Consider the following 23697-nt stretch of genomic DNA (forward strand, 5'->3'; position numbering starts at 1 on the left):
AATGCCGGGCTGTGGTTCCGGCGTGGTCGTCTTGCCATGGTCTTCTCCTCGCTCGCAGCATCATGCTGCCATTGCGCGGAAAATCCACTTATCCTGGCTGTTCAGATTTCCGCAGCCACCTCTTTCTGCGTGAGCCACGACGCCGCAACTGAGATCAACTGCATGACGGAAATCGAATAAGAGATGTCGGTGTCGCGGAAATGCCGTCCGATGCGCTCGAGGTAGCTGCCTTTCGGCATTAGGCTGTGCACGTCAAATCGCTGTGGCTCAGTCGGAACAGCAAGCATCTGGATCAGAGCCTCGTGTTCCTTCTTTTTTAGCAGGCGAGTGCCGCGAAGGGTTTTCACTCGAACCGGTCGAAGCGTCAACGCTTCAGGTGTTCCAGCGATCGTGGTCGGGGTGCGGGCGGTCATGGTCGTCCTTTCTCTCATGGATTGTGAGAGGGACGTGTGTTCGACTATTCAGACACAGAAACCGCCGCCGACACTTTTCATTTTTGTCCATATTTTATTGAGGTTTGAGGGCAAATTTCACAGCCGACATGAGACCGACACTCAGCTGCCACTGACAGCGAAGACTTGAAAGAACTGTCCCGATCACACCTTGCCGGCGTAGTTCAACGGGAGCAGATCGTCGATCTTGCTTTGCTTGTGCCCTTGGACGGTAACTGAGAGCGTTGCCGTCAGCCACATGTGGCGATCTGCAAATTGACCGGCTAACCACCAAACATCGCGGATCGTGGTGTGCAAGCCTCACCTGATCGAATCGTCAGCACCATCGACAACAAGAAGGGAAACATTCAGGTCGTTTGCTGGTTCTCGAACCGCTGGAAGGGCTGCGACTGCGACGCGGATTTCCACAGATTCCTCTGTCGGCTCTCGGGAGGATCAGAACACTGACATCGCCATGCATCTCACCTGCCGAATTGTCTTTCTCTCGAAACAGTTCGGCGAAATGGATTAACCATTTGCCTAAAGCAGGTGTCGCCGAGATCACGACACCTTCCTTCGGCGGTCTTTCAGAACGACCTTATGGAGGTATTTGGTCTGATCATCTGACCCCACATCAGAGCTTTCAGCGCAATGTCAGGTGCGAACGTCAGAATCTATCAGATCGGCCAAGAATTCAGACACCGGTGCGACGCCAGACATCCATAGGAAATCTCTCGCCCGAGTGGCCGCGACGTATAGAAGGTGGCGTTCGGTTGTCATGATCTCATCCAGGTGAACTTCGTCTCTGGCGGATAGCAGCCGGCTCTCATCTGGCAGGATGTTGTGATCAAGTCGGGGCACAGCAACGGCTCGAAATTCAGCCCCCTTGGCGTCATGCATGGTCAACACAGGCACACCAAGGTGATCGAACTCCTTGATCTGTGCTGATGCCCGAACCAAGATTGCAATCTCGCCAAGTTCCACTCCAGCGGCGACCACATTCTGCACCCAATCCCTCAACTCGTTCCGCTCAGTATCTGGATCGTCAAAAACGTTGATTTGCGGGGCCGGGCCATCGAAAACCGAAGTGACGCCGAGCCGACTTGCTTCAGAGCCATCTGCTTCCACCAGTGTTTCAGGCAGGAGCATATCACCCCTCCTTCTGATCTGGTGTGACGTTCTATAGTTTACTTTGAGGCTGCGTGAGCGCCCCCTCACCTCAACCCCAGCAGATGCCCACGGAAATGGTGCTCGGAAAATCCGTTGTCCGATGTCCCCTGCAAAGAAAAGCCCATTTGCCCGATCCCCGAGCAGACTTCCCAGCAGCATCAACTCTGCAACGGAGATGTCTTGTGCTTCATCTACGATCACATGGGTGAAAGCGAACAGCCCGCAGTTGCGAAGAGCATGAGCACAGCCAGCTTCTGTGACAAAACCGTTTTCCGCCAGCCGATCACGGACTGCGGCAAAGACTGTGTAAAGGGCCAAGACAAAGCCCGGCGCGATATTCTGGCGCGCGATAAACACCGTGATAGTCGCTATGGAGTTGCGATCTGCTACTTGTCCTCGACCGACCAATCTGCATCAGTTTTGAGTAACTCTATCCTTTTTTACATCAGTCCATTTACTGATGCATTGTCCAGTTCTGGGTATGTTCAGTCCTGTTCCCGAAGTGTTCCAAGATCGCTCTATTGTCGAATTTTTAACGAAAAACCAGCGTAACAAGGCGTTAACCAATCCGATAGTTCGGCGACTCCCGAGTTATCTGAACGTCATGCACATGGCTTTCCTTCAGCCCCGCCCCGGTGATCTTGACGAAGTTGCAGTTGGTCCGCATCTCGTCCACCGTGGCGCAGCCGGTATAGCCCATCGCGGCGCGCAGACCGCCGACCAGTTGATGCACCACGGCCGAGGCGGACCCTTTATAGGGCACCTGCCCCTCGACCCCTTCGGGCACCAGCTTGTCGCTGGCGGCGTCCTTCTGGAAATACCGATCCGCCGAACCGCGCGCCATCGCGCCAAGGCTGCCCATCCCGCGATAGGATTTGAACGAGCGCCCCTGATAAAGGATGACTTCGCCGGGGGACTCGTCCGTGCCCGCGATCATCGAGCCCACCATCGCGCAGGACGCGCCCGCCGCGATCGCCTTGGCGAAATCGCCCGAGAACTTGATGCCCCCATCGGCGATCACCGGCACATCGCCCGCAGCACCCGCACAATCCATGATCGCCGTCAGCTGCGGCACACCGACGCCCGCCACCATCCGCGTGGTGCAGATCGAACCGGGGCCAATGCCCACCTTGACCGCATCCGCGCCCGCCCCGATCAGGGCGCGCGTGGCCTCGGCCGTGGCGATATTGCCCGCCACCACCTGCACCTCGTTCGAGATTTTCTTGATCCGCTCGACCGCGATGGCCACGCCCTCGGAATGGCCATGCGCCGTGTCGATGACGACCATATCCACACCCGCGTCGATCAGCGCCATGCTGCGCTCGAAACCCGCGTCGCCCACGGTCGAGGCGGCAGCCACCCGCAGACGGCCCAGATTGTCCTTGCAGGCGGTGGGGTTCAGCACCGCCGTCTCGGTATCCTTCAGCGTCAGCAGGCCGGTCAGACGCCCCTTGCCATCTGTGACCAGCAGCTTCTCGATCCGGCGCGCCTTCATCAGGCTTTTCGCCTCTTCCAGCTCGGCCGGTTCTGTCAGCATCGCCAGATTGTCACTGGTCATCATGACCTTGACCGGCGTGTCATCCGATGTGGCAAAGCGCATGTCGCGATTGGTCACGATGCCCACGACCAAGCCTTTTTCGTTCACCACCGGAAAGCCCGTCACATTGTAGCGCGCGGCAAGCGCCTTGGCATCGGCCAGCGTCTGATCCGGTGTCAGGGTGATGGGGTTATAGACGATCCCGCTCTCGAACCGCTTGACGCGGCGCACCTCGGTGGCCTGCTCCTCGACGGTCAGGTTGCGGTGGATCACGCCCATCCCGCCCGATTGCGCCATGGCGATGGCCATGCGCGCCTCGGTCACCGTATCCATGGCAGAGCTGAGCAAAGGAATATTGAGGGCGATGGATTTCGTCACGCGTGTCCGTGTGTCTGCTGTCGACGGCAGAACCGAGGACGCGGCGGGAACAAGCAGAACATCATCGAAGGTCAGGGCCTCACGAATCTCCATCGGGCATCTCCATGCTGGGATCGTTTGGCGGTTCCCTATGGCATGGATGCCGGACGGGGGAAACCCCAAATCCCCCGGAAATCCGCACCCGCCACCGATCCCGCCCGCTGTTTCTTCTTGCCGCAAATATCCCCGCGCGGAGCGCATCCGCAAAATGACGCAAGCAACACGGTTTTTGCCGCAACCCACCTTTCCCTTTCGCCCGCGCAGCATATGCTATGGCGCAACGAGATCACGAAGGGACATCGATCCATGAGCAGCAACGCAGCCTCCGCACAGCAGACGGAACAGGACCCGCTCGTCGTTTTCACCCCCTCGGGCAAGCGTGGCCGTTTCGCTTTGGGCACGCCGATCCTGACGGCTGCGCGGCAGTTGGGCGTGGATCTCGACAGCGTCTGTGGCGGGCGCGGCATCTGCTCCAAATGCCAGATCACGCCGTCCTATGGTGAATTCTCGAAATTCGGCGTCGTCTCGGAACCGGACGCCCTGTCCGCATGGAACAGCGTCGAACAGCGCTACAAGGACAAGCGCGGCCTGATCGACGGGCGCCGTCTGGGCTGTCAGGCCACGGTGCAGGGCGATATCGTGATCGACGTGCCCCCCGAAAGCCAGGTGCACAAACAGGTGGTCCGCAAGGCTGCAACCGCCCGCGCCATCATCATGGACCCGGCCACGCGGCTTTATTTCGTCGAGGTGGACCAGCCCGACATGCACGAGCCGACGGGCGATCTGGAGCGGCTGGCCCGCGCCCTGCGCGAGCAATGGGAGATCGCCGACATCAAGGCCGATCTGTCCGTTCTGACCAAGCTGCAACCCGTGCTGCGCAAGGGCAACTGGCAGGTGACCGTCGCGCTCTACCGCGACCATACGGGGGCGCCTGCGCGACTTCTGGACATCTGGCCGGGGCTATATGAGGGCGGGCTCTACGGCCTTGCCATTGATCTGGGCTCGACCACGATCGCGGCCCATCTGTGCGATCTGGTCACCGGGCGGGTGCTCTGCTCCTCGGGTGTGATGAACCCGCAGATTCGCTTTGGAGAGGATCTGATGAGCCGTGTTTCCTATGCGATGATGAACCCCGGCGGTGACCGCGACATGACCCGCGTCGTGCGCACCGCCATCAACGGGCTGACCCAGTCTCTCAGCACCGAAGCCGGGATCGACCCCGCCGCCATCTTCGAGGCGGTGATCGTCTGCAACCCGGTCATGCATCATCTGCTGTTGGGCATCGACCCGGTGGAACTGGGTCAAGCCCCCTTTGCGCTGGCCACCTCCTCGGCCCTGTCGCTGCGCGGCACCGATCTGGGGCTGAACACGGCGAATGACCGCGCGCAGGTCTATCTCTTGCCCTGCATCGCGGGCCATGTCGGGGCAGATGCCGCCGCCGTCGCCCTGTCCGAAGAGCCGGGCAAGTCCAAGGACCTCGTGCTGGTTGTCGATGTGGGCACCAATGCCGAGATCCTTCTGGGCAACACGACCCGCGTTCTGGCCTGTTCCTCGCCCACCGGACCCGCTTTCGAGGGGGCGCAGATCAGCGCGGGCCAGCGCGCCGCGCCCGGTGCGATCGAGAGGATCGAGATCGACCCTGTAACCAAGGAACCGCGCTTCCGCATCATCGGCACCGAACTGTGGTCCGACGAGCCCGGCTTTGACGAGGCGGCCGCCGCATCCGGCATCACCGGCATCTGCGGCTCGGGCATCATCGAGGCTGTGGCCGAGATGCGCATGGCGGGGCTGCTGGACGAGTCCGGGCTGATCGGCTCGCCGGACCAGACCGGCACGGCGCGCTGCATTCTGGAAGGGCGCACTCATGCCTACGTGATCCATGACAGCACCGCCACGGGCGGGCCGCTGATCAGTGTCACCCAGGGCGATATCCGCGCCATCCAACTGGCCAAATCCGCGCTTTACGCGGGTGCGCGGCTTCTGATGGACGAGATGGGCGTCGACAAGGTGGACCGCGTGGTTCTGGCCGGAGCCTTTGGCGCGCATATCAGCCCCAAACACGCCATGGTGCTGGGCATGATCCCCGATGTGCCGCTGGACAAGGTCTTCAGCGCGGGCAATGCCGCAGGCACCGGCGCGCGCATCGCGCTGTGCAACATCAGCAGCCGCGCCGAGATCGAGGCAACCGTCGGCCAGATCACCAAGGTCGAAACCGCGATCGAGCCGAAATTCCAGGAACATTTCGTCGCCGCCAACGCGATCCCGCACAAGACCGATCCCTTCCCGGAACTGGCCAAGATCGTCACCCTGCCCCATCCCAGCTTCAACACGCGCGGCGAAGGCGGCACCGGCGACGACGGGCGGCGGCGGCGCAGAAGGACTTGACGGTGATCGGCGCCTGACTTACCTGTCAACGCGTCGCGGGTGTAGCTCAATGGTAGAGCAGCAGCTTCCCAAGCTGAATACGAGGGTTCGATTCCCTTCACCCGCTCCAACATTCCAACCAGACTTGATGTTTCTGTGACCGGCCTGACCGCCCATTTTTTGACATGTCCTCCCCCACCCTTGGCATCCCCCGCCACGCGGCCTAAGAAGGGGTGATAGACGCTGCACCAAAGGTCCCTGCCCTGACCCTCGCCTCCATCCTGACGACGATCCTTGTGCTGGCGACCGGTGCTGCCGGCGGGCTTCTGGCCAGTCAGACCGTCTTGCCCCTGCCCTATATGCTGGGCAGCCTGATCGCCACGGCGCTGCTGTCCGGCGTGATCGGGCACCGCTTTCCCAGCGGATACAGGTTTCCCCAAAGCATCCGGCTGGTCTTTCTGGCGGTGATCGGTGTGATGATCGGCGCGCAGGTCACGCCGGATCTGGCGGCCATGGTGCCATCCCTGATGGTCAGTTTCGCGGCCCTCACCCTGTTCGTGGGGCTGGCCCATGCGGGCAACTATGCCATCTTCCGCAAACTGGGTGGCTATGATCAGCCGACCGCCTTTTACAGCGCCACCCCCGGCGGGCTGATGGAAAGCATCGCCATGGGCGAGGAGGCGGGCGCGGATATCGCCGTCCTGACAATGCAGCAATTCCTGCGTATCGTGCTGGTGATCTCGCTTCTGCCCATCGGCCTGTCGCTCTGGCTGGGCGCCCCCGTGGGCAGCGCGGGCGGCATGACGCTGGCGCGCGCCGATGTGGATTTGACGCAACTGCCCGTGGTGGTGGCCGTGGGTCTGCTGGGTCTGGGGATCGGCAAATGGCTGCATCTGCCTGCAGGGCAGTTGACCGGGCCCTTGTTCGTGGCTGCGGCCGTCAGCCTCAGCGGTCTGGTGCCGCTCGACATGCCGCAATGGCTGATCAACGAGGCGCAGATCGTGATCGGGGCCAGTCTGGGCATGCGCTTTGGCGGGCTCAAGGGCCGCGCCCTGATGAAGGGCATCTGGCTGGGTCTGGCCTCGGTCGCCTTCATGATGCTGGTGGCGCTGGTCCTGGTCGCGCTGGTCCACCGCATGACCGGCGCGCCCTTCGACACGTTGCTGATCAGCTTTGCCCCCGGAGGCGTCACCGAAATGGCGCTGATCGCCCTCAGCCTGCAAGCCAATCCGGCACTTGTGACGGCGCATCACATCTATCGCATCATCCTGACGGTGATCGAGATGTCGGTGATCCAGCGGGTCCGCCGTCGCCGCGCCCCACGCGGACTTTGACACTGTCGCTTGGCGAGAGTAACTGAACCCATGTTCAATTCAAAGGGAAGAGGGCTTTCATGTTGATGCAAGATACCGCCGCCGTGATCACGGGTGGCGCCTCGGGTCTGGGTGAGGCGACGGCTCGCCTGTTCCGCGCCAGCGGCGCGCAGGTCACGATCCTGGACCGCGACACCGCACGTGGCGAGGCTGTCGCCGCCGAGATCGGGGCGCATTTCGTGACGACCGATGTCACCAGCGAGGACTCGGTCAAGGCCGCCATCGCCCATGCCGTGGCCAAGATGGGCAAGATCAACGCCGCCATCAACTGCGCGGGCATCGGCACGGCGGAAAAGACGCTGGGCAAGGAAGGCCCGCACAGCCTTGACCATTACAACCGCGTGATCGGCATCAACCTTGTGGGCACCTTCAACGTGGCCCGTCTGGCTGCGGCCGAAATGGCCAAGAATGACCCGTCCGAGCATGGCCAACGCGGCGTGATCGTCAACACCGCTTCGGTTGCAGCCTTTGACGGGCAGAAGGGCCAGGTGGCCTATGCCTCGTCCAAGGCGGGGATCGCGGGCATGTCGCTGCCCATGGCGCGGGATCTGTCGCGCGAGGGTATCCGCGTCATGGCGATTGCCCCCGGCATCTTTCTGACTCCGATGCTGATGGGACTGCCGCAGGCTGTGCAGGACCAACTGGCCGAGGATGTGATCTGCCCCCGCCGCCTTGGCCGACCGGAGGAATACGCATCGCTGGCCCGTTTCATCGTCGAGTCGGGCTATCTGAACGGGGAAACGATCCGCATCGACGGTGCCCTGCGGATGCGGTGAGCATTGCCGCGCAAGACACTGGCATAAAAGAAAACGGCGGGCAGGTCCCGCCGTTTTGCCATCCCCCTGTCAGTCGGCGCTGTCGCGCCGCATCCGGGCCGCCATCGCATCCAGACCGCGCGCCTCGAACGATCCGACGACCCCCGCATGATCCACCGCCTCGCGGTTCTGGCTGAGCTTGGCCTTGGCGGTGATGCCGGTGATGTCGATGCGGAAGGCCACGATCGCGGCCAGCATGCCGTCCATGTAATCCCGCGGCGCATCGGCCATCCGCCAGCCGGCATCGCCATTCATCGCGCGTTCATGATCCCGCGTCAGCCGCCCCACCACGGCGCGCTTGACCTTGTCGTCATGCTGAAAGCTGATCCGTCCGGCCACATGCACCACCTGATAGTTCCAGGTCGGCACATGGCGGTGATGCGCGGCCTTGGTCGGATAGAGATTGGGCGAGACATAGCCATCCTGCCCCCGGAAAATCGCCAGAACCGGCGTGCCATCCGGCATGATCCGGTGCATGTCATTATTCAGCGCGATATGGCCAATCAGGGCCGTCTCGCCCTCGGCCATCACGGGGATATGGTTCGCCACCAACCCCTGTTCCGTCTGGGCCACGATGACCGCCAAGGGATAGGCGGCCATCAGCCCCGCCACTTCGGCGGGGTCGGTTTCGCGGAAATGATCAGGCAAATACATGGGCTTGTCCTCCGTTCGTCACGCGGGAGACGGGCCCCGCCCTTACCCTTCGGCCTTGGCTTCCAGTTCCAGCCATTCTTCCTCGGCCGCGGCCAGCGCCTTCTGGCGTTCCACCAGAGCCTCGGTGCCCTTGCGGAACTTGACCGGGTCCTTGGTGAACAGATCGGGTGCATCCAGAAACTGTTCCAGCTTGGTGATCTCGGCTTCCAGCGTGGCGATGATGCCGGGCAGCGCGTCCAGCCGGTGCTTCTCGGTGAAGGACAGCTTTACACGGCCCGCAGGCTTGGCCGCAGGTTGCGGCACCTTTTCGGGCGCTTTCCGCTTGCCGTCATAGCTGACCGAGTTCCAGTCCGCGGCCCCGCCCTTTTCGGCGCGCTGCGCCTGATAATCCGACCAGCCGCCCGCATAGACCGTGGCGCGCCCGTCGCCTTCCATCGCGATGGTGGTCGCGGCCACGCGGTCCAGAAAATCACGGTCATGGCTGACCAGCAGCACGGTGCCGTCGTAATCGTCCAGCAATTCCTGCAACAGATCCAGCGTTTCGATATCCAGATCGTTGGTCGGTTCGTCCAGCACCAGAAGGTTGCTTTCCTTGGCCATCAGCTTGGCCAGCAAGAGCCGCGCCTTCTCGCCACCGGAAAGGCTGCGCACGGGTGCCCGCGCCTGCCGCTCGTCGAACAGGAAATCCTTGAGATACCCGATCACATGGCGCGGTTGCCCTCGCACCAAGACCTGATCCGCCTTGCCGGATACCCACATCTCGGGATCACCGGTCAGGCTGTCCCAGAGGCTCATCTCGGGGTCCAGTTGCGCGCGCGCCTGATCGAACACGGCGGGCAGCAGGTTTGTGCCAAGGCTGATCGTGCCGCTGTCAGGGGCTTCCTGCCCCATCAGCATCCTGAGCAGCGTGGTCTTGCCCACGCCATTGGGGCCGACAAAGGCCACCCGGTCGCCGCGCTGGATCTTGATCGAGAAGTCCCGCAAGATCACCTTGCCATCATATGCTTTTGAAATTCCTTCGGCTTCCGCGACCTTCTTGCCGGATTTCGCACCCGATTCCAGCGCCATCGCCGCCGTGCCCTGACGGCGGATCTGGCTGGACCGTTCGGCGCGCAACTCTTGCAGGGCGCGCAAGCGGCCTTGGTTGCGTTTGCGCCGCGCACTGATGCCCTCGACCGCCCAACGCCCCTCGGCCTTGATCTTGCGGTCCATCTTGTGGCGCTGCATGTCTTCTTCGTCCCAGACCTTGTCGCGCCACGCCTCGAACCCGTCGAAACCGGTTTCCTGACGGCGCACCGCCCCCCGGTCGATCCAGAGGGTCGCGCGGGTCAAGGCCCGCAGGAAGGCGCGGTCGTGGCTGATCAGGACAAAGGCCGCACGTGTGTTGGACAATTCCGCCTCAAGCCATGCGATGGCCTCGATATCCAGATGGTTGGTCGGCTCGTCCAGCAGCATCAGCTCGGGCGCCTCGGCCATCAGCTTGGCCAGCGCCGCACGCCGCCGCTCCCCGCCCGAGGCGGTGGCGATGGGGCGCGCGGGATCAAACTTCAGCCCTTCGCCCGCGATCTCGACCTTGTAGGATTCGGACGGGTCCAGACCGCTGGCGGCATATTCGCCCAGCGTCGTGAACCCCTCCATCTGCGGGTCTTGTTCCATATAGCCGACCGTGATGCCCGGCGTGACGACACGGGTTCCCTGATCGGGTTCCACCAGCCCGGCCATGACCTTCATCAGCGTGGATTTGCCAGAGCCGTTGCGCCCTACAAGGGCAACCCGGTCCCCCGGCTGGACCACCAGCGAGAGATCGGCAAAAACGGGCTCGCCCCCGAAGGTCAGCGAGATGTCGGATAACTGCAAAAGGGGTGCGCGTGCCATATGTGCCTGCTATCCATGCGGTGCAGCGCCGTCAAGGTGCCGCCGCTCTCAGGCCAAGACGGCGCGCAGCAGGCGTTTGCGCGCATCGGGTATGGCGCGGATTTCCAATCCGGTGAAGACATGCAGCGTGTTCATCCGGGTGTCGATCACCGCGTGGTCGCTGACCCAGCCGCCCATCATCAGATAGGTCCGCAGCAAGGGCGGCATCATCTGCAACCCGCGGCGCTTGTCTGGCCTGCGCCGCACCTGCGCGCCGAACGCAAAGACCTGCGGGGCCTTGATCCCCGGCCGCCATTCCGGCGGGGCCAGATGATCCGCCTTGAGCATGGCGAATGTGTCCAGATAGCGGTCCTGATCCGTGCCGCGAAAGGAGGAGCAGCCGAACATCAACGCGATCCCCTGCGCATCCACATGCCGCGTCAGCGCGGCCCAGGCGAGGCGCAGGATATCGGGGTCGTGCCGGTCGGGATGGATGCAGAAACGCCCGATCTCGATCATCGGGCCGGGAAAGGCGGTCAAGGGGGCAAGATCGTAGTATTGCGCGGAATAGCTGATGCCGATCTGTGCGGCTTCCCGGATCTCGAGCAGGCGGAAACATCCGACAAGCTGACCGTCGCGCAGATCCTCGACCAGCACGTGGGTGCACAGGGAATCAAAGCTGTCGCGGTCCAGAGACGCATCGCTGACCGGGCTGTCCGGATGAAAGGCAAGTTGCCTGAGCCGCAGCGCCGCCCTGAGGTCATCCTCGGTCGCGGCGGTGCGGACCCGGTAACATCCCTTGGTCAATGCCAGCATCCGGCCTCTCCGCCGCTCATCTGCCACAAGGCTACGATTGGCCTGTCCTGCACGCAAGTGATGTCATGGCCGTGACAGCCATGCGGTGCCTTGGGTTATTCGAGGAAGTCGCTGGCGCGGAAGCCGCCGATGCTGCCGATCAGACGGCGGATGATCGACTCGTTGGTGCCGGACGTGCCGGTGATGCGGCGCGAGATGGGCACGACCTGCCCGTCCTCCAGACCGAAGCGTTCGATATTGGTCACGACCCCGGCGGAATCATAGCTGATCGCCAGCACCTGACGCTCGACCACCTCGGGCTCCTGCCAGGCGAAGCGGCGGACGCGGCTTTGGACATAATACGTGGCCGTATCCGTGATCACGCCCGACATCGCGGGGGCGCCGACAGCTTCCTCGACCGAGGCGCGGGTATCCACGCCGACGGTGATGAGGGCGAGATCCTCGTCATTGGGCACATAGCCATGATTGCGGAACTGCGGGCTGCACGCCGACAGGGCCAGAATGCACAGCACCGCCATGGATGTGCCGAACCGGAAACGCTTGCCTGACATCGCTGCCCTCTTGCCTTGGCCCCTTGTGCCTTCTATCCCGCTTACAGAAGGAATGCCCCCGGTTCAAGAATGGAAGCGTCTGACTGCATGTCCCAATCCCCCGAATCCCAAGATATCCTGCGCGTGGCCGAGCTGCCCCAGAACCGCGTCACCCCGTTCGAGCTGCGCCCTGCGACCGCGGCGCTGCAGGGGATCGCCGAGGAGATGGGCCTGCTGGGCCTGCGAAAGCTGGCCTTCAAGGGCACCGTGCGGGCGGAGGGGCGCAGCGACTGGCTGCTGGAGGGCACGTTGGGGGCGACGGTCGTGCAGCCCTGTGTGGTGACGCTGGACCCGGTGACCACACGGATCGACGTGCCGGTGCGTCGGCTGTATCTGGCCGATCCGACCCCGATCCTGCCCGAGGGCGAGGAGATCGAGATGCCCGAGGATGACACGGCCGAGCCTTTGGGGGACATCATCGACCTGCAGGGCGTGATGATCGAGGAACTGGCGCTGGCCCTGCCCGCCTGGCCCCGGTCGGAGGGGGCCGGGATCGGCAGCGTGACGGTGACCGAGCCGGGCCAGACCCCGCTGACCGAGGAGGCGATGAAACCCTTTGCCGGGCTGGCCGCCCTGCGCGACAAGCTGGGCACGCCTCCCAAGGACGAGGATTGATGGCGGCGTCGCGGTGTCCCATCATGGGACAATTTGCAAGCCATTGATTTCCAACAGATTGCACAGGCTGCATTAGGGAAATCTTAACGTTTCGACCTTTGCCGGGGGGCCTCTCACGAGGCGGCTGCACCGCCCGGAGGCGACCAAAGGAAGCCTTGCAAAAATCTGCTTGCACACCGGCGGATTCACAGTATTTTCCGCCGCTCAATCGAATTTAGGGTTGGACACTGCGTCGCCAAGCGAATATGTGCCCCCAGACCCATGTGAAACAGGGCCGAAAGGCCCCCAGGATATCGAGGTGGCACGATGGCCGTCCAGCAAAACAAAGTCTCCAAGTCGCGCCGCAACAATCGCCGGGCGCATGACGCACTGGTTGCAGCGAACCCCAATGAATGCTCCAACTGTGGCGAACTGAAGCGTCCGCACCATGTCTGCGGCGCCTGCGGCCATTACGCCGACCGTGAAGTCGTCGCCATGACCGAGGAAGTCGATCTGGACGAAGACGCGGCGTAAGCGTCGAAACCAAGGGGCGCCCATGTCCACGTTGTCGGACCAGTCCTCGACGCGAGCAGGGCGCACCATTATTTCGGTTGACGCCATGGGTGGCGATCTGGGGCCGGCAGCCGTGGTTGCCGGCATTGCCTTGTCTGCCAAGATCAACCCGGAAATCGCCTTCATCCTGCACGGCCCCAAGGATCAGCTGGAACGGCTGGTCGCCAAGCGCAAGCATCTGAACGGACGCTGCGAGATCCGCGATGCACAGGGCGTCGTGGCCATGTCCGACAAACCCAGCCATATCATGCGCCACGGCAAGGACACCTCGATGTGGTCCGCGCTCGATTCGGTGCGGGACGGCGAAGCAACGGTGGCCGTGTCTTGCGGCAATACTGGCGCGTTGATGGCGCTGTCGATGGTCCGCCTGCGCAAGCTGCCCGGTGTGAACCGTCCCGCGATTGCCGTGCTCTGGCCCTCGCGCAATCCCCAGGGCTTCAATGTGATGCTGGATGTGGGTGCGGATGTGCGCGCCGACGAACAGGACCTGCTGCAATATGCCCTGATGGGAGCGTCCTATGCGCGCAACGGGTTGAACCTGCCGCATCCGCGGGTCGGCCTGCTGAACGTGGGCACCGAGGAGAACAAGGGCCGGGCCGAGTTGAAGGCGGCCCATGAACTGATCGGCAATGTCGCATCTCGGGGCAATTTTGAATTCGTGGGCTTTGTCGAAGGTGGCGATATCCCAGGCAATGTCTGCGACGTGATCGTGACGGACGGGTTCACCGGCAATGTCGCGCTGAAAACCGGAGAAGGCACCGCCAAGCTGATCGGCGACCTGCTGAAAGAGGCGTTCAAACATTCGCCCCTGTCGCGTCTGGCCTCGCTTCTGGCGCTGACCTCGCTGCGCCGGCTCAAGCACCGGATCGACCCGCGCCGCGTCAATGGCGGGGTCTTTCTGGGACTGAACGGCACGGTGGTGAAATCCCACGGTTCTGCCGATGCCACCGGCGTGTCCGCCGCCGTGAAGTTGGCCTTCACGCTGGCGCAATCGGGCTTTTCCGAAAAACTGGCCGCACGGGTTGCATCTGCCGCGGCCCTCGCACACGATGCACAGACGCAACAGGAAGACAGTCAATGACCATTCGTGCCGTCGTCAAGGGCGTCGGGCATTATCTGCCCGAACGAGTCGTGCCCAATTCCGAATTCGAGGCCACGGTAGACACATCGGATGAGTGGATCCGCGCCCGTTCGGGGATCGAGCGGCGGCATTTTGCGGCCGAAGGGCAGACCACATCGGATCTGGCCACCCGCGCCGCGCAGGCCGCGCTGAAAGATGCCGGGATGGAGGCGGATGATCTGGACGCGATCATCCTGGCCACATCCACCGCCGATTTCACCTTTCCCGCCGCCGCGACCATGGTGCAGGCCAATCTGGGCATGACGCGGGGCTTTGCCTTTGACGTGCAGGCGGTTTGCGCGGGCTTTGTCTTTGCGCTGGCCAATGCGAACGGGATGATCCTGTCGGGTCAGGCGCGCCGCGTGCTGGTGATCGGGGCCGAGACGTTCAGCCAGTTGATGGACTGGAATGACCGTTCCACCTGCGTGTTGTTCGGGGACGGGGCTGGCGCGCTGATCCTTGAGGCGCAGGAGGGCGAGGGCGACAATGCGGATCGCGGCATTCTGGCAAGCGATCTGAACTCGGACGGGCGGCATCGCGAATTGCTTTACGTGGATGGCGGGGTTTCGACCAAAAGCACCGGCCATCTGCGGATGCAGGGGCGCGAGGTGTTCCGCCACGCGGTCGAGAAACTGGCCCAGACCGCTCATGCCGCGCTGGACAAGGTGGGGCTGACGGGGGGCGATGTGAACTGGATCGTGCCGCATCAGGCCAATCTGCGGATCATCACCGCCACGGCCCAGCGGATGCAGGTGCCGATGGAGCGCGTGGTCGTGACGGTGCAGGATCACGGCAATACATCGGCGGCGTCGATCCCCCTTGCACTGTCCGTGGGCCGGGCCCGTGGCCAGATCAAGCAAGGCGATCTGATCGTGACCGAGGCCATCGGCGGGGGCCTTGCCTGGGGTGCGGTGGTGCTGCGCTGGTGAGCGGCGCAGGTAGCGGTAGAATTCTGCGTAAATAAGGGCAGCGGAGCGTCGGTCATGTACCGCTCAAAACCTGCTCTGCAAGCCATTGATATTGACTCGAAAATAAGCCTGCCCCTATGGTTGCTGAAAACGAGGGGGACCACACGTGAGCGACAAGACCTTGACCCGAATGGATCTGAGCGAAGCGATCTTCCGCGAAGTCGGCCTGTCGCGGAATGACAGCAGCCAGCTTGTCGAAAGCGTGCTGCAACATATGTCCGACGCGCTGGTGGCGGGCGAACAGGTGAAGATCTCGTCCTTCGGGACCTTCTCGGTGCGTGAGAAATCCGCGCGGGTGGGCCGCAACCCCAAGACCGGCGAAGAAGTGCCGATCAATCCGCGCCGGGTGCTGACCTTCCGCCCCTCGCATCTGATGAAAGAGCGCGTGGCTTCCGGGCCCGAGGGCTAAAAAGGACAAGGGCATATGGCAGGCAAATCCCCGGACGCCTTTCGCACGATCAGCGAAGTGGCAGACTGGCTGGACCGGCCCGCCCATGTGCTGCGGTTCTGGGAGAGCAAGTTCAATCAGGTGAAGCCCGTGAAGCGCGCGGGCGGGCGGCGCTATTACCGGCCCGAGGATATGCTGCTGCTGGGTGGCATCAAGAAGCTGCTGCATGATGACGGGATGACCATCAAGGGCGCGCAGAAAGTGCTGCGCGAACAAGGGGTTCGCTATGTCACGGCGATGTCGCAGCCATTGGATGATGACGGTGCGGTGCAGACGGTCGATGCGTTGGTAGAGGCCGGGGAGGCCGCTGCGGCCAGCCCCGCCCCGATGGCAGGGACGATCTTGCAGACCCCGCCCGCCCCGGTCGCGGAGATGGGCGCGCGGCCACCCGTGCCGGCTGATCTGAGTCGGGATGATGGGGCCTCTGACAGCGACAGCGTGACGGCGTCCGAGGAGCCGGGCGACGCCCTGCCCATGGCCGCAGCGCTGCCGGAAGCGCCGCAGGAGCAGGCGCGGTCTGCCCCGCCGGATGTCGTGGCCGCCAATAGCGCCGCAGCACCGGACCCCGCGACACCGGCTCTCGGGGCCGATCTGCCCCCGGCCCCTGATCTGGCGTCGATCCAGCCCTCGCCCGGTTTGCTGAGCGTCATCATCGCGCGGCGTGACCCGATTCCCGACACGGCGCGTGAGGCGTTCGTGCCGATTCTGGCGCGGCTTGACGATCTGATCGCGCGCCTGTCCGCAGCCCGCAGAAGCTGACGCAAAAAGTGGGAATTACCCCTTGCCCCTGCGGCGAAATACAGTATGACTGCCGAACCGTCGGGCTATAGCGCAGCCTGGTAGCGCGTCCGTCTGGGGGACGGAAGGTCGCAGGTTCGAGTCCTGCTAGCCCGACCAAAAATTCGACGGTTCCGCAATCGCTCGTGTGCTGCAAGGCTCCGGGCGATTTGCACATCAGGCCACAGGCCATCCCGCTGCGAAAAGGGCGCCACATGACCGGAGTGATCCCCAGCCAGGATATCGAGGCGATGATCGCCGCAGGCCAGATCGCCGCCAGTCCCGAACCCCTGCCCGATCAGATCCAGCCGGCCAGTCTTGACCTGCGGCTGGGCACCGTTGCCTATCGCGTGCGCGCCTCGTTTCTGGCGGGGCATGGGTGCCGCGTGGCCGACCGTCTGGCCGAGTTCGAGATGCACCGCGTGGACCTGACCCAAGGGGCCGTGCTGGAAAAAGGCTGCGTCTATGTGGTGCCGCTGATGGAGAACCTGGCCCTGCCCGAGGGGATTCAGGCGGTGGCCAATGCGAAATCCTCGACCGGGCGCCTTGATCTGCTGACGCGCACGATCACTGATGGCGGCACCGAGTTCGACCGCATCCCGCAGGGGTATCACGGTCCGCTTTATGCAGAAATCTGCCCCCGGTCCTTTTCCGTGCTGGTGCGCCCCGGCATGCGGTTGAACCAGATCCGTTTCCGCGCCGGGCAATCGGTGCTCAGCGATTCCGAGCTGACGGCGCTGCACCGCGCCTCGCCGCTGGTCGATGGTGAGGCTGTGATCGACGACGGTCTGGGCTTTTCGGTCGATCTGCGCCCCGCGTCGGGCAATCTGGTCGGCTACCGCGCCAAGCCTCATACCGGGGTGATCGACCTTGACCGGATCGGCCAGTATGACCCGGCGGAGTATTGGGAGGATGTGCGCTCGGATAACGGGCAGATCATCCTTGATCCCGGTGCCTTCTATATCCTTGTCAGCCGCGAAGCCGTCAGCATTCCGCCCGCCTATGCCGCCGAAATGGCGCCTTATCTGGCGATGGTGGGCGAGTTCCGTGTCCATTACGCGGGTTTCTTCGACCCCGGTTTCGGCCATGACGCGGCGGGGGGTGCGGGATCGCGCGGCGTGCTGGAAGTGCGCTGCCACGAGGCGCCCTTTGTGCTGGAACACGGGCAGATCGTGGGCCGACTGGTCTATGAGCGCATGCGCGCCGAACCCAAGCAGCTTTACGGGCGCGGCATTGCCTCCAACTATCAGGGTCAGGGCCTGAAACTGAGCAAGCATTTCCGCATGGGCTGAGTCCCGCGCGTCGATCCTGTTTCTTCTTGCTTCAAATATCCATCATGCCACGGCGCATCCGCCGCGACGCCGCAGGATGATCACATCTTGCCCATCTGCCGCGCGATGCGGGCGGCCTGACGCGCCTTGCGCACGGCCGCTTTGCCTTGGCCTGCATCCATCGGGGCACCACCCTGCCCCTTGCCCGGGCCCGACATCCTGCGCATGCCTGCATTGAGTCCGCCGTTCACGGCTTTGCGCAGGAACAGCTTGAAAACCATGTTGATCAGTTGATTGACGTTCATCCTGCACTCCTTGCCACAACGGCCGTCTTGCGGGCCTTGCCAGACAGATAACACGGAAATATGGAATTTTCAGGGTGTTCGGCCTGAAAATTCCCGTTCAATCCTCGAAGAGTTCGCTTTGGCCTTCGCTGGCTTCGTCCTCGGGGTCTTCGCCTTCGCCCAGTTGTGGCATGGCCGAGGGTGGCAGGCGGTTGTCCAGCAGGCCTGCGGCGCGCAATTCCTTGAGGCCCGGCAGGTCGCGGGCGCTTTCCAGCCCGAAATGATCCAGAAACGCCTCGGTCACGACGAAGGTGACGGGGCGGCCCGGTGTCATCTTGCGCCGTCCGAACCGGATCCATTCCATTTCAAGCAATTGGTCCACCGTGCCCCGGCTGACGGATACACCGCGGATCTCCTCGATCTCGGCGCGGGTGACGGGCTGGTGATAGGCGATGATGGCCAGCGTTTCGATCGCGGCTCGGCTGAGCTTGCGCGTCTCGACCGTTTCCTTCTGCATCAGAAAGCCCAGATCGGGGGCGGTGCGCATGGCCCAGGCGTCGCCCACCTTGACCAGATGCACGCCGCGCCCGGAATAGCGTTTGCGCAGATAGACCAGCGCCTCGGCCGCGTCGCAGCCATGGGGCATCCGGGCTTCGAGGTCGCGAACCGTCACGGGTTCGGCCGTGGCGAAGAGAATCGCCTCGACCATGCGCTCCTGCTCGCCCATGGGCGGGGCTTCGAAGAGGCTGCGCTCTTCCTCCTCGGGCAGATCGTCGCCGGGCAGATCGTCGGCAAGAAGATCATCCTTGTCATCGTCAAGCGGATCAGACATCGCGGCCCTCGCGTCGGCGTAGCTGGATGGGGGCGAAGGTGTCGGACTGGCGCAGTTCGGCGCGGCCTTCCTTGACCAGTTCAAGCGAGGCGGCAAAGGTGGCGGCCGTAGCCGAGCGGCGGCGGATCGGATCGACCTCCCAGCCTTCGGGCAGGTAGCTGGCGATATCGGTCCAGTCGCCCGCAAAGCCGATCAGCCCGCGCATCCGCGCCAGCGCCTGTTCCATGGTAAAGACCGAATCGCGATCCATCACGAAGGGACGGAAATCGTCGCGCGTGCGGATGCGGGCATAGCCCTGCATCAGATCCAGTAGCGTGGCCGTATACCGCACGGTGCGGATGCGCATCACGTCTTCGGGCACGCCGCGCGCAAAGAAATCGCGCCCCTTCTGGTCGCGGGCCATCAGGCGGGCAGCCACGTCGCGCATCGCGGCCAGCCGTTCCAGCTGAAAGGCCAGATGGGCGGCCAGTTCCTCGCCCGAGGGGCCGTCCTCATGCGGATCGGGGGGCAGGAGCAGGCGGGATTTCAGGAAGGCCAGCCATGCGGCCATCACCAGATAATCGGCAGCGAGTTCGAGCCGCAGCGCCTTGGCGCGTTCCACGAAGGCGAGGTATTGTTGGGCCAGATGCAGGACGCTGATCTTGCGCAGGTCCACTTTCTGGGTGCGTGACAGGGTCAGCAGCAGGTCAAGCGGGCCTTCAAAGCCGTCCACGTCGACGATCAGCGCCTCGGCCGCCAGCCGGTCGGCGACGCTGCCGGGACCGTCACGCTGTCCCTGTTCCTCGAAGATATTCTCAACCATACCGGCGCCCGTTCAGAAGCGCCTCAAGCTGCGCGTCCAGCGCCGCGATGTCAACTGAATCCGGTGTGCGACGGGCCGCAAGGGCGCGGTCCGCGCGGGTCTGGGCGGCGGCGGTCATCTGGCCCGACGCCTCGGCCACGGCGCGACGCTCGGCCAGGGTGCCGTTGCAGAGCAGGATCACGTCGCAGCCTGCGGCCAGCGCATCGCGGCTGATCTGGGCGAGATCGCCCTTGAGCGCCTTCATCGAGATGTCGTCGGTCATGATCAGCCCGTCATAGCCGATCTCGTCCCGCATGATCTGCATGAGCTTGGGCGAGAGGGTGGCCGGCTGGTCGTCGATGGCGGCGTAGACTAGATGGGCGGTCATCGCCATGGGCAGGTCATTGAGGGCTTTGAACGGCGCGAAATCGGTGGCGCGCAGGTCGTCGAGAGAGTCGGTGACGCGCGGCAGGTCCAGATGGCTGTCGGCGGTGGCGCGGCCATGGCCGGGGATGTGTTTCAACACGGGCAATACGCCACCGTCCAGAAGACCATCCGCCACCGCACGGGCCATGGCTGTGACCTGGGCGGCATCGGTGCCGTAGCAGCGGTTTTTCAGGAAAGGATGGGTAATGTCCGAGGCGATATCGGCCAAGGGCGCACAGTTGCTGTCGATCCCCAGATCGCGCAGTTCGGCGGCGATGATGCGAAAGCGCAGATACATGGCCTCGGCCGCGCGATCGCCGGCAGCGGTCACATGATCCAGCGCAGGCAGCCATTCGCGCCAGAGCGGCGCGCGCAGGCGCTGGACGCGGCCGCCTTCCTGATCGATGGTGATCATGGCCTCGCGGCCCACGGCATCACGCATCTCGGCACAGAGGGCGCGGACCTGATCGGGCGTGTCGATATTGCGGGCAAAGAGGATGAAGCCGAACGGGTCGGCCTCGCGGAAGAACGCCTTTTCATCGGCGGTCAGGCGCAGCCCTTCGGCGTCGAGGATGGTGGCACCGAAGCGGCTCACTTGGCGCTGACCGGGATACATTCGGCGCGTTCGGCCACAAGGGCGGAACAGAAGCGGCGCGAGTCGTTGATATCGGCAAAGCCCATCGCGCGCAGGCGATAGAAGTTGCGCCCGCCGCTTTCGGCCAGCTGGATCACGCGGGATTTGCCCTCCAGATAGTCGCCAAAGCGCGCAGCGAGCTTGTCCCATTCCTTTTTCGCGACCTCGGGGCTGTCATAGGCACCAAGCTGCACCAGACGGGTGCCTGCGGGGATCGTGTCGGGGTCCACATCCTCCACCGCCAGTGCGGTCGGGGTCACGGCCAGCGCGCCAAGAGCTGCGGCGGGGCTGGCGGCGGCGACACGCAGAACCGAGGCGGGGCGCACCTGCGGGCGCAGGGACTGGCCGATGCCGCCCTCGACCGGGGGCACGGCGATGTCCGGCGCGGCGGCTGTCTCGGACGGGGCTTCGCCCTCGCCCTGCAGGACTTGTGCGAGGATCTGGTCCACCATGGCCGACATGGAGTCGGGCTCGGCGCGGACCATTGCGACGTTCTCGATCACGGCGTCGCCCGTTGCCACTGTGCCGTCAGGTCCCAGACCTGCGGTCAAGACCGAGAGAGCGGGATCGACCTCGGTCGCGGCGGGTTGCGGTTCGGGCATCGGCAGGATCTGCGCGACGGCCATCAGTTCGGCGGTCGCTACATCCTCGTCCAGAAGATCGACAGGGCGCGGGGCCAGCACCAGACGATCCGGCGGCGGGGCGGCGGTGCCGGTGGCGGCCACGGTATTCACGGCAAGGCCCAGATGGTCGGCGGTGCTGCCACCCGGGGTTTCGGGTTGCATCCGCATCGGCCCTTCGGTGGCGCGCACGACCGGGATGCCGTTCACGTCGCGCATCAGAAGTTTGTATCCCCAGACCGTGACCCCCACGATCAAGGCAAGCGACAAGCCTGCCCCGACCCAGTTCGTCACAGTGCCGATGGATCTGCGCGCGCCGGGCGCATCATCGGATCTGCGCGCACCGGGCGCGACATCAGGTTTGCGCGCGCCGGGCGCGACGACGCGCCCCTCTGCAAGATAATCTGCCATGTCCGCCTTTCCGCCACAGGGGATGCTTTGCCCCCTGCAGTTCGCTGCTCTGCCGATGCCTGCGGATCTATCGTGCGCTTTTATGTTGGCAAGAAAGCCTTGCCTTAGCGCATCTCATCCACAGCCTCGACACCAAGAATACCAAGACCGGCGGAAATGACAACGGCCACGGCCTTGGCAAGGGCGATTTTCGCCTGTGATGTGGCCACTTCACCCTCCTGGATGAAGCGCAGGGCGGGTTCGTCATTGCCCCGGTTCCAGAGCGAATGAAAATCGCTGGCCAGTTCATACAGGTAGAAGGCCACGCGGTGCGGTTCATTGGTGCGGGCCGCGATCTCGACCAGACGCGGCCATTCGGCCAGTTTGCGCGCCACGGTCAGTTCCGCGTCATGGGCCAGACCCGAGAGATCGGCCGATTGCAGCGCAGCGTCCGAAACGTCGATCCCCGCCTCGGCAGCCTTGCGCAGCACCGAGGCGACGCGGGCATGGGCGTATTGGACATAGAAGACCGGGTTGTCCTTGGACTGTTCCAGCACCTTGTCGAAATCGAAATCCAGTGGCGCGTCATTCTTGCGCGTCAGCATGTGAAAGCGCGTGACGCCGGGACCGACCTGTTCGACCACATCTCGCAGGGTCACGAAATTGCCCGCGCGTTTGGACATCTTGAAGGGCTCGCCGTTCTTCCACAGCTTCACCAACTGGCACAGCTTGATGTCGAGGGGCACGCGGCCATCGGACAGGGCCGAAACCGCCGCCTTCATCCGCTTGACATAGCCGCCATGATCAGCGCCGAACACGTCGATCAGCATGTCGAAACCGCGTTCGACCTTGTCATAATGATAGGCGATATCGGGGGCGAAATAGGTCCAGCCGCCATCGGATTTCTTGACCGGGCGGTCCACGTCATCGCCATGGGCGGTCGAGCGGAAGAGGGTTTGTTCGCGCGGTTCCCAATCCTCGGGCGTTTTGCCCTTGGGGGGTTCGAGGACGCCTTCATAGATCAGGCCCTTGTCGTCCAGCGCCTTCAACGCGGCTTCGATCAGGCCGGTGCCGTAGAGGGATTTCTCGCTGAAGAACACGTCCATTTCGACGCCAAGCGAGGCCAGATCCTCGCGGATCAGGTGCATCATGGCGTCGGTGGCGAAATCGCGGATCTCTTCCAGCCATTCGGATTCGGGTTTGCCCACAAGATCGTCGCCATAGGTGTCGGCCAGCGCCTGACCCACGGGGATCAGGTAGTCGCCGGGATAGGTGCCATCGACGAAGGCCACCTCCTGCCCGCGCGCCTCGAGATAGCGCAGATAGACGGAACGGGCGAGGACATCGACCTGCGCGCCACCGTCGTTGATGTAATATTCGCGCGTCACGTCATAGCCCGCATAGGCCAGAAGGCTGGCCAGCGCATCGCCGAACACCGCGCCCCGCGTATGGCCGACATGCAGCGGTCCGGTGGGATTGGCGGAGACATATTCGACGTTCACCCGCTTGCCCTGCCCCATGGTCGAGCGGCCGAAATCGGCGCCTTCCGTCAGGGCCGCCCCGACAACACCCTGCCAGAGCGCATTGGACAGGCGCATGTTGATGAAGCCCGGTCCGGCCACATCGGCGGTCTGGATCCGCGGGTCGGTGGCCAGACGGCGGGACAGTTCCTCGGCGATGGCGCGGGGGTTCTGGCCTGCGGGTTTGGCCAGCACCATCGCGGCATTGGTGGCCATGTCGCCATGGGCCGCATCGCGCGGCGGCTCGACCGTGACGGCGGCGGTGTCCAGCCCGGCGGGCAGCAGGCCATCGGCGGTCATGGCGGCCAGCGTGTCCAGCACATGGGCGCGCATCTGGGTGAAGAGGTTCATCACATCATCCTTTGAAACTGGTCAGCGGTTTACCACCGCCAGCGCCCGCGTCAATGCGCGGGCGGGTGCCGGGGGGCAGCAAGCCGT

At 63.8% G+C, this 23697-nt stretch carries 23 protein-coding genes and 2 tRNA genes; 12 read left to right on the forward strand and 13 right to left on the reverse strand.

The genetic code is table 11. The features are described from left to right. Positions 1 to 101: 101 nt before the first annotated feature. The 3 genes from PVW27_RS14480 to guaB all read right to left on the reverse strand — a co-directional run bounded on the left by PVW27_RS14480 (position 102) and on the right by guaB (position 3609). Entirely contained in the window at positions 102 to 413 is a 312-nt protein-coding gene (locus PVW27_RS14480; protein WP_274558866.1) for a hypothetical protein, read from the reverse strand. A 672-nt stretch (positions 414 to 1085) separates the two neighbouring features. After that, positions 1086 to 1958, reverse strand: a complete 873-nt coding sequence (locus tag PVW27_RS14485; RefSeq protein ID WP_274558867.1) for a 3'-5' exonuclease — start codon at positions 1956 to 1958, stop codon at positions 1086 to 1088. Between the two features lie 202 nt (positions 1959 to 2160). Next, entirely contained in the window at positions 2161 to 3609 is a 1449-nt protein-coding gene (gene guaB, locus PVW27_RS14490) for an IMP dehydrogenase (protein ID WP_274558869.1), read from the reverse strand. Between the two features lie 252 nt (positions 3610 to 3861). On the opposite strand from guaB, the gene PVW27_RS14495 reads away from it, so the two are divergent. The 4 genes from PVW27_RS14495 (at position 3862) to PVW27_RS14510 (ending at position 8068) form a co-directional block, all read left to right on the forward strand. After that, positions 3862 to 5940, forward strand: coding sequence for an ASKHA domain-containing protein (locus PVW27_RS14495; protein ID WP_274558871.1), 2079 nt, complete (start codon positions 3862 to 3864; stop codon positions 5938 to 5940). A 35-nt stretch (positions 5941 to 5975) separates the two neighbouring features. Further along, positions 5976 to 6049, forward strand: a tRNA-Gly gene (locus PVW27_RS14500). A gap of 103 nt (positions 6050 to 6152) precedes the next feature. After that, on the forward strand, positions 6153 to 7253 hold the full coding sequence (locus tag PVW27_RS14505) for an AbrB family transcriptional regulator (protein WP_274558873.1): 1101 nt from the start codon (positions 6153 to 6155) through the stop codon (positions 7251 to 7253). A 59-nt stretch (positions 7254 to 7312) separates the two neighbouring features. After that, positions 7313 to 8068 (forward strand): SDR family NAD(P)-dependent oxidoreductase, encoded by a 756-nt coding sequence (locus PVW27_RS14510; protein WP_274558875.1) that lies wholly within the window; start codon positions 7313 to 7315, stop codon positions 8066 to 8068. 69 nt (positions 8069 to 8137) lie between these two features. Here PVW27_RS14510 and PVW27_RS14515 read toward each other — a convergent pair whose 3' ends face one another. From PVW27_RS14515 to PVW27_RS14530, 4 genes are all read right to left on the reverse strand, one after another. Further along, complete coding sequence (locus PVW27_RS14515; RefSeq protein ID WP_274558877.1) at positions 8138 to 8761, reverse strand: FMN-binding negative transcriptional regulator; 624 nt, start codon at positions 8759 to 8761, stop codon at positions 8138 to 8140. Positions 8762 to 8803: 42 nt separating this feature from the next. Continuing rightward, entirely contained in the window at positions 8804 to 10636 is a 1833-nt protein-coding gene (locus tag PVW27_RS14520) for an ABC-F family ATP-binding cassette domain-containing protein (RefSeq protein WP_274558879.1), read from the reverse strand. A gap of 48 nt (positions 10637 to 10684) precedes the next feature. Then, entirely contained in the window at positions 10685 to 11431 is a 747-nt protein-coding gene (locus PVW27_RS14525) for a GNAT family N-acetyltransferase (protein WP_274558881.1), read from the reverse strand. 95 nt (positions 11432 to 11526) lie between these two features. Continuing rightward, on the reverse strand, positions 11527 to 11949 hold the full coding sequence (locus tag PVW27_RS14530; RefSeq protein ID WP_432762084.1) for an outer membrane protein assembly factor BamE: 423 nt from the start codon (positions 11947 to 11949) through the stop codon (positions 11527 to 11529). A gap of 120 nt (positions 11950 to 12069) precedes the next feature. Here PVW27_RS14530 and PVW27_RS14535 point away from each other — a divergent pair, with 120 nt between their 5' ends. The 8 genes from PVW27_RS14535 (at position 12070) to PVW27_RS14570 (ending at position 17793) form a co-directional block, all read left to right on the forward strand. After that, positions 12070 to 12636 (forward strand): YceD family protein, encoded by a 567-nt coding sequence (locus PVW27_RS14535; protein WP_274558883.1) that lies wholly within the window; start codon positions 12070 to 12072, stop codon positions 12634 to 12636. A gap of 306 nt (positions 12637 to 12942) precedes the next feature. Further along, the gene (gene rpmF, locus PVW27_RS14540) at positions 12943 to 13149 is read left to right on the forward strand and encodes a 50S ribosomal protein L32 (RefSeq protein WP_274558885.1); all 207 of its coding nucleotides are present in this window, start codon (positions 12943 to 12945) and stop codon (positions 13147 to 13149) included. 22 nt (positions 13150 to 13171) lie between these two features. After that, complete coding sequence (gene plsX / locus PVW27_RS14545) at positions 13172 to 14269, forward strand: phosphate acyltransferase PlsX (protein ID WP_274558887.1); 1098 nt, start codon at positions 13172 to 13174, stop codon at positions 14267 to 14269. Continuing rightward, the gene (locus PVW27_RS14550) at positions 14266 to 15237 is read left to right on the forward strand and encodes a beta-ketoacyl-ACP synthase III (protein ID WP_274558889.1); all 972 of its coding nucleotides are present in this window, start codon (positions 14266 to 14268) and stop codon (positions 15235 to 15237) included. The genes plsX and PVW27_RS14550 overlap by 4 nt, the downstream gene beginning before the upstream one ends. Before the next feature lie 145 nt (positions 15238 to 15382). Continuing rightward, on the forward strand, positions 15383 to 15685 hold the full coding sequence (gene ihfA / locus PVW27_RS14555; protein ID WP_274558891.1) for an integration host factor subunit alpha: 303 nt from the start codon (positions 15383 to 15385) through the stop codon (positions 15683 to 15685). Between the two features lie 15 nt (positions 15686 to 15700). Continuing rightward, a complete protein-coding gene (locus PVW27_RS14560) occupies positions 15701 to 16483 on the forward strand; it encodes a MerR family transcriptional regulator (protein ID WP_274558892.1) in 783 nt (260 codons plus the stop codon). Between the two features lie 61 nt (positions 16484 to 16544). Then, positions 16545 to 16621: transfer RNA gene (locus tag PVW27_RS14565), tRNA-Pro, on the forward strand. Positions 16622 to 16716: 95 nt separating this feature from the next. Then, positions 16717 to 17793 (forward strand): 2'-deoxycytidine 5'-triphosphate deaminase, encoded by a 1077-nt coding sequence (locus PVW27_RS14570; RefSeq protein WP_274558894.1) that lies wholly within the window; start codon positions 16717 to 16719, stop codon positions 17791 to 17793. An 80-nt stretch (positions 17794 to 17873) separates the two neighbouring features. Here PVW27_RS14570 and PVW27_RS14575 read toward each other — a convergent pair whose 3' ends face one another. From PVW27_RS14575 to argS, 6 genes are all read right to left on the reverse strand, one after another. Further along, entirely contained in the window at positions 17874 to 18077 is a 204-nt protein-coding gene (locus tag PVW27_RS14575) for a hypothetical protein (protein ID WP_274558896.1), read from the reverse strand. A 97-nt stretch (positions 18078 to 18174) separates the two neighbouring features. Beyond that, positions 18175 to 18888, reverse strand: coding sequence for an SMC-Scp complex subunit ScpB (gene scpB, locus PVW27_RS14580; protein WP_432762083.1), 714 nt, complete (start codon positions 18886 to 18888; stop codon positions 18175 to 18177). After that, positions 18881 to 19690 (reverse strand): segregation and condensation protein A, encoded by an 810-nt coding sequence (locus tag PVW27_RS14585; protein ID WP_274558898.1) that lies wholly within the window; start codon positions 19688 to 19690, stop codon positions 18881 to 18883. Before PVW27_RS14585 ends, scpB begins: the two co-directional genes overlap by 8 nt. Next, positions 19683 to 20711, reverse strand: coding sequence for a beta-N-acetylhexosaminidase (gene nagZ / locus PVW27_RS14590; protein WP_274558900.1), 1029 nt, complete (start codon positions 20709 to 20711; stop codon positions 19683 to 19685). Before nagZ ends, PVW27_RS14585 begins: the two co-directional genes overlap by 8 nt. Next, positions 20687 to 21760 (reverse strand): SPOR domain-containing protein, encoded by a 1074-nt coding sequence (locus tag PVW27_RS14595; RefSeq protein ID WP_274558902.1) that lies wholly within the window; start codon positions 21758 to 21760, stop codon positions 20687 to 20689. The genes nagZ and PVW27_RS14595 overlap by 25 nt, the downstream gene beginning before the upstream one ends. Before the next feature lie 104 nt (positions 21761 to 21864). Then, positions 21865 to 23610 carry an arginine--tRNA ligase gene (gene argS / locus PVW27_RS14600; protein WP_274558904.1) on the reverse strand — a complete coding sequence of 582 codons (1746 nt, stop codon included), beginning with the start codon at positions 23608 to 23610 and terminating at the stop codon, positions 21865 to 21867. Between the last annotated feature and the right edge of the window lie 87 nt (positions 23611 to 23697).

The sequence above is a fragment of the Seohaeicola sp. 4SK31 genome (assembly GCF_028802875.1).
Lineage (GTDB): Bacteria > Pseudomonadota > Alphaproteobacteria > Rhodobacterales > Rhodobacteraceae > Seohaeicola.